Origin of the sequence: Verrucosispora sp. WMMC514, assembly GCF_027497295.1 — a bacterium.
Classification (GTDB): domain Bacteria; phylum Actinomycetota; class Actinomycetes; order Mycobacteriales; family Micromonosporaceae; genus Micromonospora; species Micromonospora palythoicola.
In genome coordinates, this window is record NZ_CP114906.1 from 6782940 (window position 1) to 6798430 (window position 15491).

The 15491-nt window shown below is 68.0% G+C and carries 13 protein-coding genes and 1 other annotated feature; of the genes, 7 read left to right on the forward strand and 6 right to left on the reverse strand.

Features of this window, described 5'->3' with window-relative positions; translation table 11 throughout:
- Positions 1-360: 360 nt before the first annotated feature.
- The 4 genes from O7597_RS31305 to O7597_RS31320 form a co-directional block, all read right to left on the reverse strand.
- Positions 361-1638 (reverse strand): IS701 family transposase, encoded by a 1278-nt coding sequence (locus O7597_RS31305; RefSeq protein WP_281580117.1) that lies wholly within the window; start codon positions 1636-1638, stop codon positions 361-363.
- Positions 1639-1892: 254 nt separating this feature from the next.
- On the reverse strand, positions 1893-2345 hold the full coding sequence (locus O7597_RS31310; protein WP_281581601.1) for a SitI3 family protein: 453 nt from the start codon (positions 2343-2345) through the stop codon (positions 1893-1895).
- 13 nt (positions 2346-2358) lie between these two features.
- Positions 2359-2769 carry a hypothetical protein gene (locus O7597_RS31315; RefSeq protein ID WP_281583345.1) on the reverse strand — a complete coding sequence of 137 codons (411 nt, stop codon included), beginning with the start codon at positions 2767-2769 and terminating at the stop codon, positions 2359-2361.
- 167 nt (positions 2770-2936) lie between these two features.
- Positions 2937-3467: a DUF6244 family protein gene (locus O7597_RS31320; RefSeq protein ID WP_281581602.1), complete on the reverse strand. Its 531-nt coding sequence runs from the start codon at positions 3465-3467 to the stop codon at positions 2937-2939.
- 338 nt (positions 3468-3805) lie between these two features.
- Here O7597_RS31320 and O7597_RS31325 point away from each other — a divergent pair, with 338 nt between their 5' ends.
- On the forward strand, positions 3806-4021 hold the full coding sequence (locus tag O7597_RS31325; RefSeq protein ID WP_281581603.1) for a hypothetical protein: 216 nt from the start codon (positions 3806-3808) through the stop codon (positions 4019-4021).
- Between the two features lie 13 nt (positions 4022-4034).
- Here O7597_RS31325 and O7597_RS31330 read toward each other — a convergent pair whose 3' ends face one another.
- Together O7597_RS31330 and O7597_RS31335 are read right to left on the reverse strand one after the other, a co-directional pair.
- On the reverse strand, positions 4035-4961 hold the full coding sequence (locus O7597_RS31330) for an IS3 family transposase (RefSeq protein ID WP_281580763.1): 927 nt from the start codon (positions 4959-4961) through the stop codon (positions 4035-4037).
- Positions 4890-5003 (reverse strand) — a sequence feature (AL1L pseudoknot). (Overlaps the previous gene by 72 nt.)
- Positions 4958-5269, reverse strand: a complete 312-nt coding sequence (locus tag O7597_RS31335) for a transposase (protein ID WP_269742286.1) — start codon at positions 5267-5269, stop codon at positions 4958-4960. (Overlaps the previous feature by 46 nt.) The genes O7597_RS31330 and O7597_RS31335 overlap by 4 nt, the downstream gene beginning before the upstream one ends.
- A gap of 129 nt (positions 5270-5398) precedes the next feature.
- On the opposite strand from O7597_RS31335, the gene O7597_RS31340 reads away from it, so the two are divergent.
- From O7597_RS31340 to O7597_RS31365, 6 genes are all read left to right on the forward strand, one after another.
- Positions 5399-5836 (forward strand): hypothetical protein, encoded by a 438-nt coding sequence (locus O7597_RS31340; protein WP_281581604.1) that lies wholly within the window; start codon positions 5399-5401, stop codon positions 5834-5836.
- Between the two features lie 192 nt (positions 5837-6028).
- The gene (locus tag O7597_RS31345) at positions 6029-6325 is read left to right on the forward strand and encodes a hypothetical protein (protein WP_281581605.1); all 297 of its coding nucleotides are present in this window, start codon (positions 6029-6031) and stop codon (positions 6323-6325) included.
- A 270-nt stretch (positions 6326-6595) separates the two neighbouring features.
- Positions 6596-6922 carry an AbrB/MazE/SpoVT family DNA-binding domain-containing protein gene (locus O7597_RS31350; protein WP_281581606.1) on the forward strand — a complete coding sequence of 109 codons (327 nt, stop codon included), beginning with the start codon at positions 6596-6598 and terminating at the stop codon, positions 6920-6922.
- On the forward strand, positions 6919-7947 hold the full coding sequence (locus O7597_RS31355) for a site-specific integrase (protein WP_281581607.1): 1029 nt from the start codon (positions 6919-6921) through the stop codon (positions 7945-7947). The genes O7597_RS31350 and O7597_RS31355 overlap by 4 nt, the downstream gene beginning before the upstream one ends.
- Before the next feature lie 602 nt (positions 7948-8549).
- Positions 8550-13538, forward strand: a complete 4989-nt coding sequence (locus tag O7597_RS31360; protein WP_281581608.1) for a tetratricopeptide repeat protein — start codon at positions 8550-8552, stop codon at positions 13536-13538.
- The gene (locus O7597_RS31365) at positions 13535-14917 is read left to right on the forward strand and encodes a hypothetical protein (protein WP_281581609.1); all 1383 of its coding nucleotides are present in this window, start codon (positions 13535-13537) and stop codon (positions 14915-14917) included. Before O7597_RS31360 ends, O7597_RS31365 begins: the two co-directional genes overlap by 4 nt.
- Positions 14918-15491 lie beyond the last annotated feature (574 nt).

Below are 15491 nucleotides of genomic sequence, written 5' to 3' on the forward strand. Positions count from 1 at the left end.
GATGGTCAGCGTGGCAGTCGCGTAGCAACACAGGGGCCCAGCACCCGCAGGGCGATCTCGGGCAGACGCACTGATCTCGACAGCAGCATGGCCTCCCGTCACGAGCGACTCGGGAACCGTCACCTGGTCGAATTTTCCGCGGGCGTCAGCTCGTGGAGACGGGAGGTCGTCCAGCTTCTGCGTCGGCTTCGGCACCTTGCCGCGAAGACTGATATCGATCGCCACATCCGGAGGATAGCCATCTCCATGGACGGTGACCTGCTCTCCCTGGCGGGCTTCAATGGGATACAACCGGAGGTTGGCGTCAGCGGGCCGTGATGGGCAAACCTCTGCGGCTAATACGGCAGCCGCCGTTTGGGATCATGGCTGGAGTTCGAGGTTGAGTCGGCGTGTGTAGTGGGCTCGGCGGGCTCGGGCTTGATGCCGGCGTCTCCATCCTGACCAGTGCAAACGGTGGGCGAGGTCGGTGATCGGGCGGATGATGCAGGCGTTGATCAGTCGGCGGATCTCGTTGACGGTCAGCTTGATCAAGCCGTGGTCGGTGGAAGCGTCGGTCGCGGCGTCGGCGGCGCAGATCGCCAGGACGGCGAGTGCGGCCAGGGCGAGGGTGGTGAACCGGTGCCAGGAGTCCCAGCGGCGGACCTGGTGCTGGTCCAGGCCGACCTGGCCCTTGGCGGCCTGGAAGCTCTCCTCGACGGTCCAGCGGATGCCCGCGACCCGCACGAGCTGAGCGAGAGTGGCCGGCTTCGGGGTCCAGCAGCGGTAGAAGGCCAGCTCACCGGTGGTCGTGTTCTTTCGAATCAGGAGGCTGTGCCGTCCGCCGTCGTCCGGGTCGGCGTCGGTGCACACGTCGTCGAGCCAGGCCCAGTCGTAGAAGCGTGGGCCCTTGGATCCGGCCCCGGCCGAGCGGCGTTGCCATGCGGTGGCGGGCAGGTCGGCGGCCACCCGGTCGGCGCGGACGCGGGTCTTGCCGCCGTCGAGCGGCACCAGATGACTGCGGGACACCGCGAGGACATAGCCGAGTCCGCGTTCGCGCAGCAAGGCACGAAACACGCTGCTGTTGCCGTATGCCTCGTCCGCGGCGGCCCACCCCGCCGGGACACCGGCATCAAGGGCTGCGGTGATCATGTCGGCGGCCAGCTCGCACCGGGTCGCGAACCCGACCTCGTCGGGCACCCCCGCGGCGGCGCAGCGGTCACGGTCGTCGGTCCACGACACCGGCAGATACACCCGTCGATCGATCAGAGTGTGCCCGTGCCGGCTTGCGTAGGCGAGGAACACCCCGACCTGGCTGTTCTCGATCCGCCCGGCCGTGCCCGTGTACTGCCGCTGCACCCCGACGGTGTGGCTGCCCTTCTTCAGGTCTCCCGTCTCGTCCGGAACCAGGACCGCGTCCGGGTCACCGAACCGGCCCGCGACCAGAGCCCGCAGGTCATCACGAACGGCGTCGGCGTCCCACACCGCCCGGTACAACAACCGCTGCATCGCGTCCGGCCGGACGTGCCCGGCCTGCTCCGCCAACTGCCAACATGTCTTGACTTCAAGGTCAGATAGCAGACCAGAGACGAACTCTCCCGCCGCCCGCCGCGGCTCCACCCGCCCGAACCGGCCCGCGAAGCAGCCGAGCACCCCGGCCATGACCCGCTCCCACGCGGCGGGGTCTACGCTGTGGCCTGCGGCCACCGCCAGATCTGAAGTTATGTCCACAACGTACAGACGATCACGCGGTGGCCGCCTCGCGTCCACCCCACCTCAACAGCAAGATCTCAAACGGCGGCTGCCGTACTAGACCAGCGATACCCCGAAGGCCAACAGCAGCATTGACCACCAGGCCGAGCGACGCTTGGACGGCATTTATCTGCGGACGTCCGCGTCCCACGGCGCGGTGAAGGTCAGCCGGTGAAGGACCGGTCGAGGTGGTAGTGGTGCCACCAGTCCGGGCGGTGGGTGCGGATGACGCCGTCGGTGCGGGTCAGCAGAAGGTAGTTGCCTTCCTGCACCAGCGCCGCGTCCTCGTCACGACCGGCGAGGACCCGCTTGACCGCCGCCACCATGTTGGGGATCCCCTTCTCGGCGATGTCGTCGGCGCGCATGGAGAAGGTGACGGACACGTACGTCGCGGGTTCCCATTCCCAGCGGGCCTCGCCGTCGGCTTCGGCTTCCCAGTAGCCGTTCGTTCCGGCGCGGACGGTGATGGCGTAGCCGCGTTGGTCGTACAGGCGGGCGGAGAGCAGGGCAGGGTTCGAGGTGGGGCGTGGGACTTCGCCGGGGTCGGCAGCAGTCAGGGCAGCTACCTCGGCGACGGGCGGGTCACCGGCCAGGACCAGACGGAACTCCACGGCCATCAGGGGCGCCCTCTCAGTCTCGCCGGACGATCTGACGGATCGTACCGTCACGGGTGACCACCGCCAGTTCCTTCAACCCGTCGATCGGCCACTGGTCGAACTGACGCCGTAACGCCACCACGTCACCTTCCCAATCCTTGAGGTTGAGCACCACCCGCTGGGTCTGCTCATCGTCGATCTTCTCCCGGACCTGGCTCCACACGTTGCGCACCGACGTTCGGGCCTGCGGCGAGTAGCAGTCGAAGACGTGCCCTTCGATCAGATAGTCCGGGTCCTTGTCCGGGTTACCACGGTCACCGGTCCGGTCACGGGCGTCGCCGACCTGCTGTCCCGTGGGGTTCTGATGCACCCGGTAACCCTTGCCGGCGACGGTGTCGGCGCACTCGTTCTCCAATTCCAAAGCACGTCGGGTGCTGTCGTCGATCCTGGCGCCGACTCGGGTACGCGGACCCGTCGGCGTGCCGTTCTCGACCCCCGTGGCTCTTCTCCCCCACGCCGGAAGGTCGTCCTGTTGCTGCTCGGACACGACGCGAGGCGCGTCGCCGCGGGCCGTCGGCGTAGGGCTGGCCGGTGTGGGAGGACCAGCCCCGATCAGTTTCCCGACGACCCCAACCCTCGCGCCTGCCCGACGGCCGCTTCCGCAGCCTGTTGCACGGCCCCGCAGCGCTGCACCACGAGCACCAGGACCTGCTTGACGCCGTCGAGAGACTGCAGAAGCGGGCCCGGCTGCCCGCCCCGCAGCACCGTACCGACGAGTTGCCGGGCCTGATCGACATGACCGATCGTCGCAGCTGTGGCTTCACGGGCACCGGCGATCGCCTGCTGCACCTGCGCCAACCCAGAGATGGTCTCCTGCGGAGTGGCAGCCTCCCGAGGCACACTCGCGGCAGCGGTAGCCGCCTCACCCACCGTCCCAGCGGCCCCACCCAGCCCCGCCTGAACAGCGGAAATCGAGGCACGAACCCGCGCCATCCCCGCCGCGACCGCCGCGAACCCCGCACCCACAGCCCGGGCAGCGACCTGCTGAACCTGATGATCAGCCGCCGCGGTAAGACTCTGCGCCCGCTCCAGACCCGCAGTCACCGCCCGCAACTCGCCAGCGATCTCCTCCACACTCGACACGAATCAACCACCCCCAACCGAGAACCGACTCCGAACCCAGCAACCTACCCGGCAACACCACTCGCAGCGATACACCGCCATCGAACTACCCGCCACAGCCATGCCGCCTCCTCCCGCTCGCACTGGCCGAGCCAGTACGAACTTCCAGCACCGGGATGCCGACAGCGAAGGTCGGGCTCGGGGCTACATGTTGAACCAGCTCACCGGAGCCGGTCAGCTCGCGCCATCGGAGCACCACACACGGGTCCGTCCCCCCGGGGCGCAGCCAAAGTAGAGATCCGATTCGCACGCCGGCGATCTACGCTGAGGGCTGATGACTCGGGCTTGCGGGAGGGTGCATGCCTACGGCGGCGGACTATCTCGCGATCACCCCGTCCGCGGCCCGTGCCCAATGGCGCTCGATCGTCGTACGCCCATGGGCCGCCGAGGGCCGCCGGCAGGTCGCCTTCACCCCGGTGGAGACGCTGCTGTGCCTGGCCGCGAGCCTGCTGGTCGACCGCCGCCGCTATGGCGGGTCAACGGCGCACCGTGCCGAGGTGAGGTTCCCCCGATAACGCGGAGGGCGTTTTAGCAGGCTAGAGCCTGTTCGTGGGTGGTGTTCACGGGGTTCGGTGTATCGATGTTCTTTGTGTACCAGGCGGCTTCGTACTCGTCGGGTGACAGCCAGCCGAGGTCCTTCTGGATGCGTTCGCGGTTGTACCACCCGTCGATGTAGGCGAAGATCGCGTTCTCCGCTTCGTCTCGGGTACGCCACGAGGTGCGGTAGACCAGTTCGATTTTCAGGGTGCTGAAGAAGTTTTCCATCAGGGCGTTGTCGTAGGAGTCCCCGACGGAGCCCATCGAGGGCAGGATCCCGTTGTCTGCCAGGCGTTCGGAGAATTTGATCGCGGTGTAGGTCGATCCGCGGTCGCTGTGATGGATCAACTGACCGTCACGCACGTCGCGTGACCAGATCCCGTACTCGAGGGCGCCGAGGACGAGGTCGGTGTTGCACCGGTCGGAGGTTTTCCAGCCCACGATCCGGTTGGAGAACGCGTCGCGGACCGCGGCCAGCCAGAGCACACCATCACCGCAGGTGATTCGGGTCGCGTCGGCCACCCACAGCCGGTTCGGGGCGTCGGTGGTGAAGTTCCGGTTGACCAGGTCCGGTGCCGGATCGGCCTTCGGGTTCTGCTTCGTGGACCCGCCCCGCCAGCCCTTACGCAGGAAGGCTCCTTGCCGGTCGTGTTCACGCATCAGCCGCTCGATGCGCTTGCGGCCCACGCGGATGCCCCGGCGGGCGAGGGTGGCATGCACGCGCGGGCTGCCATACGTCTGCCCGGACCGGTCGTGGATGTCGACGATCTCCGACAGCAGCCCGCGGTCTTCGACCTCCCGCGGGCCGGGAGTGGCCTCGCGGGCCAGCCACCCGTAGTAGGTCGACGGGGCGATGTTCAGGACCCGGAGGACGGGCTCGACCCCGAAGCGGTCGCGCAGCTCGCTCACGAGCGTCATGACCGTCGCCGGGTCGGGTCGAGTTCCGATGCGAAAAAAGCGGACGCGGCCTTGAGGATCTCATTGGCTCGGCGCAGCTCAGCGACCTCCTTGCGGAGCCGGCGCAGTTCCTCGGCCTCGGCGGTGGTGGGCTGGTCGAAGCGCTCACCGTGATCAGCCTGGTCCTGGCGGATCCAGTTACGCAGCGCCTCGGGATGCACACCGAGTTGCTCGGCCAAGCGCTTGATCACCGGTTTGGGGTCGGACTCCCGGTAGAGCCGCACCGCACGCTGGCGCAACTCGTCCGGGTACTTACGAGGGGCGGGCACAGAAAACCTCCTGGTCAGGGCCTATCAGACCATGATCGAAAGTCTCCGAGCTATCGGGGGAACCTCAAGGAGCCGGTCCCCAGCCTGGCCCAGCTGTTCAAACGTCCCAACAGCAGCATCCTGGCAAAGATGGCCAATCTCGATGGCAGCCGCCGCAACGGCGCCCGACACGAGGTAGAGGTCGCCGCCCGCCTGCTCGGCGGTCAGGACGAGCTGGCATCCGTGTATCGGATCATCGTGCGAGCGGCCCGCGACATCGGCGTCACGGCCGAGGACCTACCCGACTTTCTGTACCTGGAGCACGACGACGCGCCGCTGATTCTGCTCGGCCAGGACGAACTGAGGACCAGCGAGATCGCCGACGCTGTCCAGACGGAGCACCCCGGCGTCACCGACCAGGTGACCGAACTGCTCCTGATCGCCGCAGCGCGTGTCGGGCAACATCGCTTCGCCCGCGACGTACTACGCAATCACGCACACCGCTGCGTGTTCTGCGGCCTGTCAGTGACCGTCGACGACCGACAGGCCCCGCGGATGCTCGTCGCCTCTCACATCAAGCCGTGGTGAGACCACTGGATCGCCTCCGCTTTCGACCCCTCACAACGCGATCAGACGGTCGAGCTGCTGGCTCGCCAACTCGGCGCAGAGGTCCGGCCGGCGATTCCACGGCAACCGGCCGCTGGCGACATCACCGCGGAGTTCGACAAGAAGATCGCCCGCTACAGACAGGCTCTCGACGAAGGAGCCAGCCCGGCGGTCGTGGCGGGCTGGATCGCCGAAGCTGAACAGCAGCGCGACAAGGCGCTGGCAAGCCGCCCCGCTGCACGCGAGTCCGACGCCATCGACTCAATGACCGCCGAGGACATCGCCTCGCTGATCGCCAAGCTGGGCAACATCGCTGCGGCGCTGAAGGAGGCAGACCCCGAAGACAAGCTCGACCTGTACCGAAGCCTACGGCTGAGGCTGACGTACTCCGCAGAAACACAAACGGTGCACGCCGAGATTGATCTTGGCGAACACCGTTGGGATTTGTTTCGTGTCCGAGGGGGGACTTGAACCCCCACGGTCCGCACCGGTGCGCAACAACCCGTACCTGTGTTCAAACCACTATGAACACCCCATCCACCATCCGACGTCACTGCAGACACCTGCCGGGCAAGGGCGGGGGTGGTGGCGATGAGCGCCTCGTCCGTGCCGCCCGTGGTTCCCAGGGTGATTCCCGGGAACACCGGCACCGGCCCAGGGCCACTGGGTAGAGCCAGACGGCCGCTTCCCCTGCCAGCCTTGAGTTCCGAGTACGCCCGAACAGCGGACACCGCCTACGCGTTGAGCGCGGTGGACAAAAGCGGCCGGATCGCCGACCGCAGCATCGTCCGAGCGCTCGGTTGGGCACCGGAAACCCGCCTGGACATTCGCGAACAGTCCGGAGTCATCCTGGTCTGCGCGGCCGCCGATGGTGTCCACCGCATCGACGACCGCGGCTACATGCTCCTGCCGTTGACGGTGCGACGCTGGTGCCGGCTCAAGGCCGGAGATCGCGTTCTGCTGGTCGCCCAGCTTTCCGCAGATGTACTGGCGGCGCATCCCCTTGCGGTGCTCGACCGGCTGCTGGCTGGCACGCACTCGGCTATGAAGAGGGGAGAGACGGCGTGAGCCAGACCGCCGCTGGGCGGCCGGAGTTGGAGGCCGCCCGCTTGATGCTAGAGCGAATGGGCATCTCCCCCGCCGATCTATTGGGGGTACAGCCGACCCGTCCCCCCGCCCCGACATTTGCCGAATACGTGCCGATCGTCGCCACAGCCGTGTCACCCGGCACCCGCCGGGCATACGGCTCCTACTGGACACGGGTGGTGCAAGCATGGGGTGACCGACGCATCGACGAGCCCCTTCCCTCCGAGATTGAGCAGTTGCGCACCCAGGTGCAGGCCAACGTGGTGACACGACGCAACAACCGCGGCGGACGATCCGCCGCAGAACATCTGGTGTCCGCGCTGCGCTGCCTGTACCGGCGAGCCGTAGCCGATGGGTACCTTGACGCGGCTGACAACCCGGCGTTGAAGGTGGACAAGCCGCGCAGGCTGCCCAGCACGCGACGAGCGATCGGCGACGCCCGCTTGGCGGAGATCAACAAGGTGGCGGCCAGCACCGGAGACGACCCAGCTCTGGACAGCTTGCTGATCCGGTTGCACACCGAGACGGCCTGCCGTCGCGGCGGGGCCCTGGCGCTGCGCCCGCGAGATCTGGACACCGACCAATGTCTGATCTTCCTGCGAGAGAAAGGCGGCGCATCTCGCTGGCAGCCGATCTCCCCAACGCTGATGCGGCACCTGCTGGCGCATCACGCCGAGAGAGGCGACGGAGACCGAAACAGCAACCTGCTGCGCTACCGCGACGGTCGGCCGCTGACCTATCGGCGCTACGACCACCTGTGGTCGCGGATCGGACAGCATCTGCGCTGGGTGCACACCCAGCAGATCAGCACCCACTGGCTACGGCACACGACCCTCACCTGGGTAGAACGTACCCATGGTCACGCCGTGGCCCGCGCTTACGCCGGACACACGGAAGGCGCCGGGAACGGCTCTACGGCCACATACGTACGGGCAACACTGCAGGAGGTCGCGATTGCCGTGGCCGATCTGACTAGTGAGGAGCATCCTCTCGCTGCGGAACCCTAGACAATGATCACCTGCGGTCTCCCTCGCCTGTGGCGAGGGAGACCAGTCGTTCTACCGCTTCCGGGCGCCGGCATACTGGCTCGGCAACCGTTGGCCACGGCGCCAGCGTCCTCGTCGCTCTGCTCCGCTCGGTGGCCACCACCAACCTGTTCGAGGTCGAACGCCGCCTGCCCGGACGATCCCGGCGTTCGCCGGCAGGCCGGCGACTCCGACCACGCCGCCGGGCACTGCGCCTACAAGCGGAGGTTCGAGGATTGGCACACAATAGTTTGGCTCACGCGGAGCAGCGTCGTAGCCACACCACCCGACGTTGGTGCCTGATAGTTTTCTCATGTTCGTAGACCAGCGGTAGTTCCCTTCGGGCCGAGGTCCGGGCACGGTGGGATGCCATCCGGGATGAATGCCTTGCCCTCCCGCTTGAGACCTACCAGCCGTGGGTCCAACGCAAGATGAACCGCCCCGAGTTCTGTGGAGACTTGCCTGCCAAGCCCAGCAAGCGTCCACCGCTGGTCATTGCGATGGTTCAGTGCTGGCAGGGGTAATGGTGCGTGGCGATATCGGGTGACAGGTTTCCGTCATTTCAGCGGGTGGCGGTTGTGTATATGGTCGAGCGCGGATTGTTGGTCACCGCGGGGAGGGCACCGGATCTGGTGGGGCGTTTCGTTGGCATCGGAATCGGCTCGTACGACCAGGGTCGTCACCGTGACCTGCCGCGGGCGGTCGGGGACGTGGACGAACTGCGGCATCTGTTGGTGGACAGCTTCACCTGCGAGGTGGTGTCCGACCCGGACGAGGGTACCGCCCGTCGACTATTGCAGGCGCTGGAGGGCGCCGTGTCCGACGGGGATCCACTGGTGCTGCTGTGGAGCGGACACGGACTCGCTGCTAGCAACGGGTTGAGGTTGTTGGCGCGCGACAGTGGACGCAGCCCCGCGGCGGGCATCGCCATGACCGACGTCGCTGGCTACTGCGCGGTGTCCGGTGCCAACCAGCTGCTGTTCATCCTCGACACCTGCTTCTCTGGAGAGGCGCTTAATGCGGCCACCGTCGCCGTCGAGGTGCTACAGCAGGTCCCACCCGAGGGGCAGCATGTGTGGGTCGGTGTGCTCACCTCGTGTCAGGCGGCAGAGACAGCCCAGGATGGTCTGTTAGGCAAGCGGTTGCGGGAGCTGTTGCACGTCGGTCCGGAACTGCCGGCCTTACAGCTGCGCTGGTCGGTGCACAACGAGTTCATTCGTGGTGACGACCTGTGCGACGCGGTGGTCAAGGAGTGGAACAGCGACCGCCAGACACCCCAGTTTCAGGGCCGCGGCAGCGCATGGTGGATGTTCCGCAACCCGCGATACGACCCTGGCGCGCCGGAGCAGGTAGTCGAGCATCTGCTGCTCGCCGCGCGAGGTGGACAGCGAGTGGACGAGCGGTCCTGGTTTACCGGCCGCACGGTGGAGGTCAACCAGGTGGTGGCCTGGGTACGGGCCGGCCAGCCTGGCGTGTACGTGGTGACCGGGTCGGCGGGTACCGGCAAGTCCGCGATCGTGGGCCGGGTGGTGAGCCTGTCCAACCCACAGGAGCGGGAACGGCTGTTGTCCGACGGACACCAGTGGAGCCACCATGACCCCGGTGAAAGCTCTGTGCACGCGCACGTGCACGCCCGCGGGCTGACCGCGGACCTGACAGCCCATCTGATCGCGGGACAGCTGGTCCGCCAAGGGGTGCTGGTGGCGCAGGAGGAGCGCCGCAACGCCGCGGAGCTGGTCGGACACCTGCAGCGGGCAGTCGAGGCGGGTACGCCACCGCCAGTGGTGGTCGTCGATGGGGTCGACGAGGCCCGCGGTGAGGCGTTCCCGCTGGCCGAGGAGCTGCTGCTGCGCCTGTCCCCGTATGCGGTCGTCGTGGTGTCCACCCGCGACCTGCCCCGCATCGGAGACGGGCCCAGGCTGGTGGCCACCCTCGCTCCCGACGGCCCGGGCCTGGATCTTGACACCGCCGACGCCCAGCAGCGCACCCGCGATGACCTTCGCGACTACATCCACGCCCGGCTGTCCGGCATCAACCCCCGCATGGACCCAATACTCGTAGCCGAACACGTCGCGGGCACAAGCGCTGGACCGCCGGCGGTCGGCAGCCGACCGTTCCTACTCGCCCGACTCGTCACCGACCAGCTACGAGCCAGGCCGGTCGACACCTCTGAGGACGGCTGGCGGGAAAAGGTTGCCGGATCCACCGAGGAAGCGTTCCACAACGACATCGCCGGCATCGACACGCCCCAGCATTGGCAACCTCAGCACGACCAGACCGCGTTGGCACGAACCCTGTTGTCCGCGCTGACGCGCGGGTATGGTGCCGGCCTGCCCGAGGAAGAATGGCTGACCATCGCGAACGCGGGCAACCGGCCGCCGGCTGGATTCGACCGCGACGACCTGACCTGGCTGCTGCACCAGCTCGGCCGCTACATCGTGCAGGACGGCGAAGCTGGTGTCGCAGTGTACCGGCTGGCACATCAAAGCCTCGCCGACCACCTCCGCCCGCCATACCGGGCAACCCACCAGACGACATTTGACCCGCAGGCACTGCCGGTGGCGGTGGCGCTGACGGGCAGGTACCGCAGCCTGCTCGACGCTGGCGTGCCCGCACAGACTCCGGGATACCTATGGCGCTACCAGTGGCGCCACGCCGCCGATGCCGGCCCGGCCGGACTGGACCTGCTGCGTGACCTGGCCGAGGTCGACCCAGCGCTGACACCGGATGTGGCGATGGCCGCCTTGACCGTCGCAGACCAGCTCCGACGGTGGGGACACCGACACGACGCGGTCGCCCCCACCGAGGAAGCCGTCACCCTCTACCGTGAGCTGTCCGCGGCCAACCCCGCCTTCCTGCTCAACCTGGCCGGCGCGTTGAACAACCTCGGCGTCCACTACAGCGAGGTCGGGCGCCGCGCCGACGCGGTCGCGCCCACCGAGGAAGCCGTCAAGCTGCGCCGCGAGCAAGCTGCAGCCAACCCCGCCTTCCTGCCCGACCTGGCCACGGCGTTGAACAACCTCGGCAACTGCTACAGCGAGGTCGGGCGCCGCGCCGACGCGGTCGCGCCCACCGAGGAAGCCGTCAAGCTGCGCCGTGAGCTGTCCGCGGCCAACCCCGCCTTCCTGCCCAACCTGGCCGGCGCGTTGAACAACCTCGGCATCCGCTACAGCGGCGTCGGGCGCCGCGCCGACGCGGTCGCGCCCACCGAGGAAGCCGTCAAGCTGCGCCGCGAGCAAGCTGCAGCCAACCCCGCCTTCCTGCCCGACCTGGCCACGGCGTTGAACAACCTCGGCGTCCGCTACAGCGGCGTCGGGCGTCACGCCGACGCGGTCGCGCCCACCGAGGAAGCCGTCACCCTCTACCGTGAGCTGTCCGCGGCCAACCCCGCCTTCCTGCCCGACCTGGCCACGGCGTTGAACAACCTCGGCGTCCGCTACAGCGGCGTCGGGCGTCACGCCGACGCGGTCGCGCCCACCGAGGAAGCCGTCACCCTCTACCGTGAGCTGTCCGCGGCCAACCCCGCCTTCCTGCCCAACCTGGCCGGCACGTTGAACAACCTCGGCAACCGCTACAGCGAGGTCGGGCGCCACGCCGACGCGGTCGCCCCCACCGAGAAAGCCGTCACCCTCTACCATGAGCTGTCCGCGGCCAACCCCGCCTTCCTGCCCGACCTGGCCACGGCGTTGAACAACCTCGGCAACCGCTACAGCGAGGTCGGGCGCCACGCCGACGCGGTCGCCCCCACCGAGAAAGCCGTCACCCTCTACCATGAGCTGTCCGCGGCCAACCCCGCCTTCCTGCCCGACCTGGCCACGGCGTTGAACAACCTCGGCAACCGCTACAGCGGCGTCGGGCGCCACGCCGACGCGGTCGCCCCCACCGAGAAAGCCGTCACCCTCTACCATGAGCTGTCCGCGGCCAACCCCGCCTTCCTGCCCGACCTGGCCGCCGCGTTGAACAACCTCGGCGTCCGCTACAGCGAGGTCGGGCGCCGCGCCGACGCGGTCGCCCCCACCGAGGAAGCCGTCACTCTGCGCCGCGAGCAAGCTGCAGCCAACCCCGCCTTCCTGCCCGACCTGGCCGCCGCGTTGAACAACCTCGGCAACCGCTACAGCGAGGTCGGGCGCCACGCCGACGCGGTCGCCCCCACCGAGGAAGCCGTCACCCTCTACCATGAGCTGTCCGCGGCCAACCCCGCCTTCCTGCCCAACCTGGCCGGCGCGTTGAACAACCTCGGCGTCCGCTACAGCGAGGTCGGGCGCCACGCCGACGCGGTCGCCCCCACCGAGGAAGCCGTCACTCTGCGCCGCGAGCAAGCTGCAGCCAACCCCGCCTTCCTGCCCAACCTGGCCGGCGCGTTGAACAACCTCGGCGTCCGCTACAGCGAGGTCGGGCGTCACGCCGACGCGGTCGCCCCCACCGAGGAAGCCGTCACTCTGCGCCGCGAGCAAGCTGCAGCCAACCCCGCCTTCCTGCCCAACCTGGCCGGCGCCTTGAACAACCTCGGCAACCGCTACATGGAGGCAGACGCCCCCGCGGCGGCGGAAGCCGCATGGCAAAGCGTCCTCGCCGCCGTCACGCCACCGCAGGCCGCCTACCTGCTGCTGACCCGGGCGAGCATGGCGGAACCACCGGACCCGGCCGCCGTGGGATGGTTGACGACGGCCCTAACGCTGGCCGGGAACGACCGGCCTCTGATCGCCGCTGTGCACGAGCAGGCACGCCGGCACCGCGCGGCCGACCCCGACCGGTTCGACACCGCTTGGACCGCACAGAACGGCACGCTGCCCGGGTGGCTGATCGTTGACGCCGGCCTCCTCGCCACCGCCCAAGCGTGGATCGACACCGCAACGTACACCGACGAACGCGACCACCTTGCCGCCCATCCCGAGCTGTTGACACCCGCCGCCGACGCCGCCGTCACCGACGCGCTCCTACCACTCGACCAGCAACACGCCGAGCGCTACAGCACGCTGCGCACCACCGCGCGGATCGAAGGCGTGGATGCGGCGTACCGGCCGCTGCTGCTGACCGTCCTCGCTCACGAATTCGCCGATGCCGACCCCGCCGCCCAAGCCGCACTGCTGGCCGACCGGCGCGACGACCTGCTCACCGACACTGTGCGCACCACCGTGGCCGGACTCGCCCAGCACGACCAAACCGGCGCGGCCACCCGCGCGAGCGCACTACTCACCCTGGCCGAAACCGGCGACGCCGAACCCGCGCTGCATGCCCTGGCCCGTCCCGACCGATTCCCCGACCTGCTCAACCGCCTCGCCCACCAGCCAGACAGCACCGCCCTCGCCCCCGCCGCCGTCCTGGCCTCGACCACCGCCAGCACCGCATCCGACGCGGCCACCGCCGGCTTCTACCTCGCCGTCGCCACCGCCACCGCAGGCGACCTCGACCAAGCGCTGACCATCCTGACCCACGCGCGCCGGCTCGACCCCGACCAGACCGTCGCGTGGATCACCCGGCTCGCGGACATCGGACAGCACCACCCCGCAGTCCTACCCCTGATCCCCCCGCTCACCGAGCCACCCGCCGACCCGCCCGGAGCAACATCATGACCACCCCGACCGACCTCATCGTCGTCCTACCCGGCATCCTCGGCAGCACCCTGCTCCACCACAACCACCTTGTCTGGGCGCCATCGGCCGGCTCGGCTCTCCGAGCGATCGCCACCTTCGGCCGCTCCATCCATCAGCTGCGGCTACCCGACGACATCGGCGACAACCATCCCGACGACGGGGTCCAACCCGCTGGCCTCATGCCAGACCTGCACGTCCTGCCAGGCATCTGGACCCCGGTCAAAGGCTACGACCGGCTCCTGGCCCGGCTCCGCTCCCTCGGCTACCGCGAACCGGTCAACCACCCCGACGCCCCACCCGGCAACATGCTCCCCGTCGCCTACGACTGGCGACTATCCAACCGCTACAACGGGCAACGCCTCGCCAGCATCATCGAACCCGCCCTGGAACGCTGGCGCGCCCAAGGCGGCCCCTACGCCGACGCCCAGGTCAGCTTTGTTTGCCATTCCATGGGCGGCCTCGTCGCCCGCTGGTACGTCGAACAGTGCGGCGGTGCCGAGATCACCCGCAAACTCATCACCCTCGGCACCCCCTACCGCGGCGCCGTCAAAGCCCTCGAACAACTCGTGAACGGCGCCCACAAGGGCCTCGGACGGCTCAGCATCGATCTGACCGACCTCATTCGCAGCCTGCCGTCGATGTACCAACTTCTCCCCGAATACGCCTGCATCGAACACGGCACCGACCTCGCCAAGACCACCGAAGCCAGCATTCCCGAACTCGACCGCGACAAGGTCAACGACGGGATGTGCTTCCACACCCAACTCATCGACGCTGAAACTGCCCGCCCAGCCAGCCTCACCACAACCCACGCTATCGTCGGTATCCACCAACCCACCGCAACCATCGGCCACCTCACCAACGGCCGCGTTGAACTCGTCAACACCTACCGGCATGAAGACCTCTACGGCGACGCCACCGTGCCCATTGTTGCCGCCTGCCGATCGGACGTCCCCATGGACAGCCCACTGCTGCGCCGTATCGCCGACAGGCACGGAAACCTGCAACGCAACACTGCAGCGCTCGATGAGCTCGACGGCATCCTCACCGCACGCCCAGTCATCATACGAGCCCCAGACGCCGTTGAACTGCAGGTCGACGTACCGGAACTCATCTTCGCCGGCGAAGACCTTCACATCAAAGCCACCACAGTAGACCGCAGTCGACAACCCATCCGTATCACCATCACCGACGAAGCCGGCCACATGATCGACTCCCGCACACCCAAGCCAACCAGCGGGACCATCACCAGCACAATCCAGGACCTCCCACCCGGCGCCTACAACATCGACGTGACAGGACTGCTACCAAGCTCCCCGATTTCGCCCGTCAGCACCGACGTCATGATCTGGGGCTGAACCCAGCCGCCGTCATCCCACCACGTCCCCGCTCGGACACCACAGGTGCCCAGTTGTCCATCCCCTGGAAACGCGTAGGGCTCCGTTATTCGGTTCAAGCTCCAGAGCTCGCGCCGTTGATCGTTCGTAGTCGATGGGTGAGCGGCCGTCGCAGACGGAGTGCCGGCGACGCCAGTTGTAGAAGTCGGTAAGCCAGTTAGCGATCTTGATTCGGGCCTCGGCGCGGGTGCAGAACGGCCGACGGTGCACGTACTCGAGATGTGGAGAAGGTGGCCTCGGCGACGGCGTTGTCGAGGCACGACCCGACTCGCCCCATCGACTGGCGTACTCGCCACCGGGCGCATGCCTCGGCGAACTCCGCGGAGGTGCCCTACCGCAGTCGCTGTGAAAGATCACCCCGGCGACGTCGCCGCTGCGGGTGACCGCGGGCTCAAGCCGCGCTACAGAGCCCTCCACGTTTCCGAGGGCAATTTCGGTCGCACCTACCTCTGTACTCGAACTTGTAGGCCGACAACGGGCCCTGTCCTGAGGCGACGGTGGTGGAGGCGAAGTTCGTTGTTTGGCCTGCTCGGGG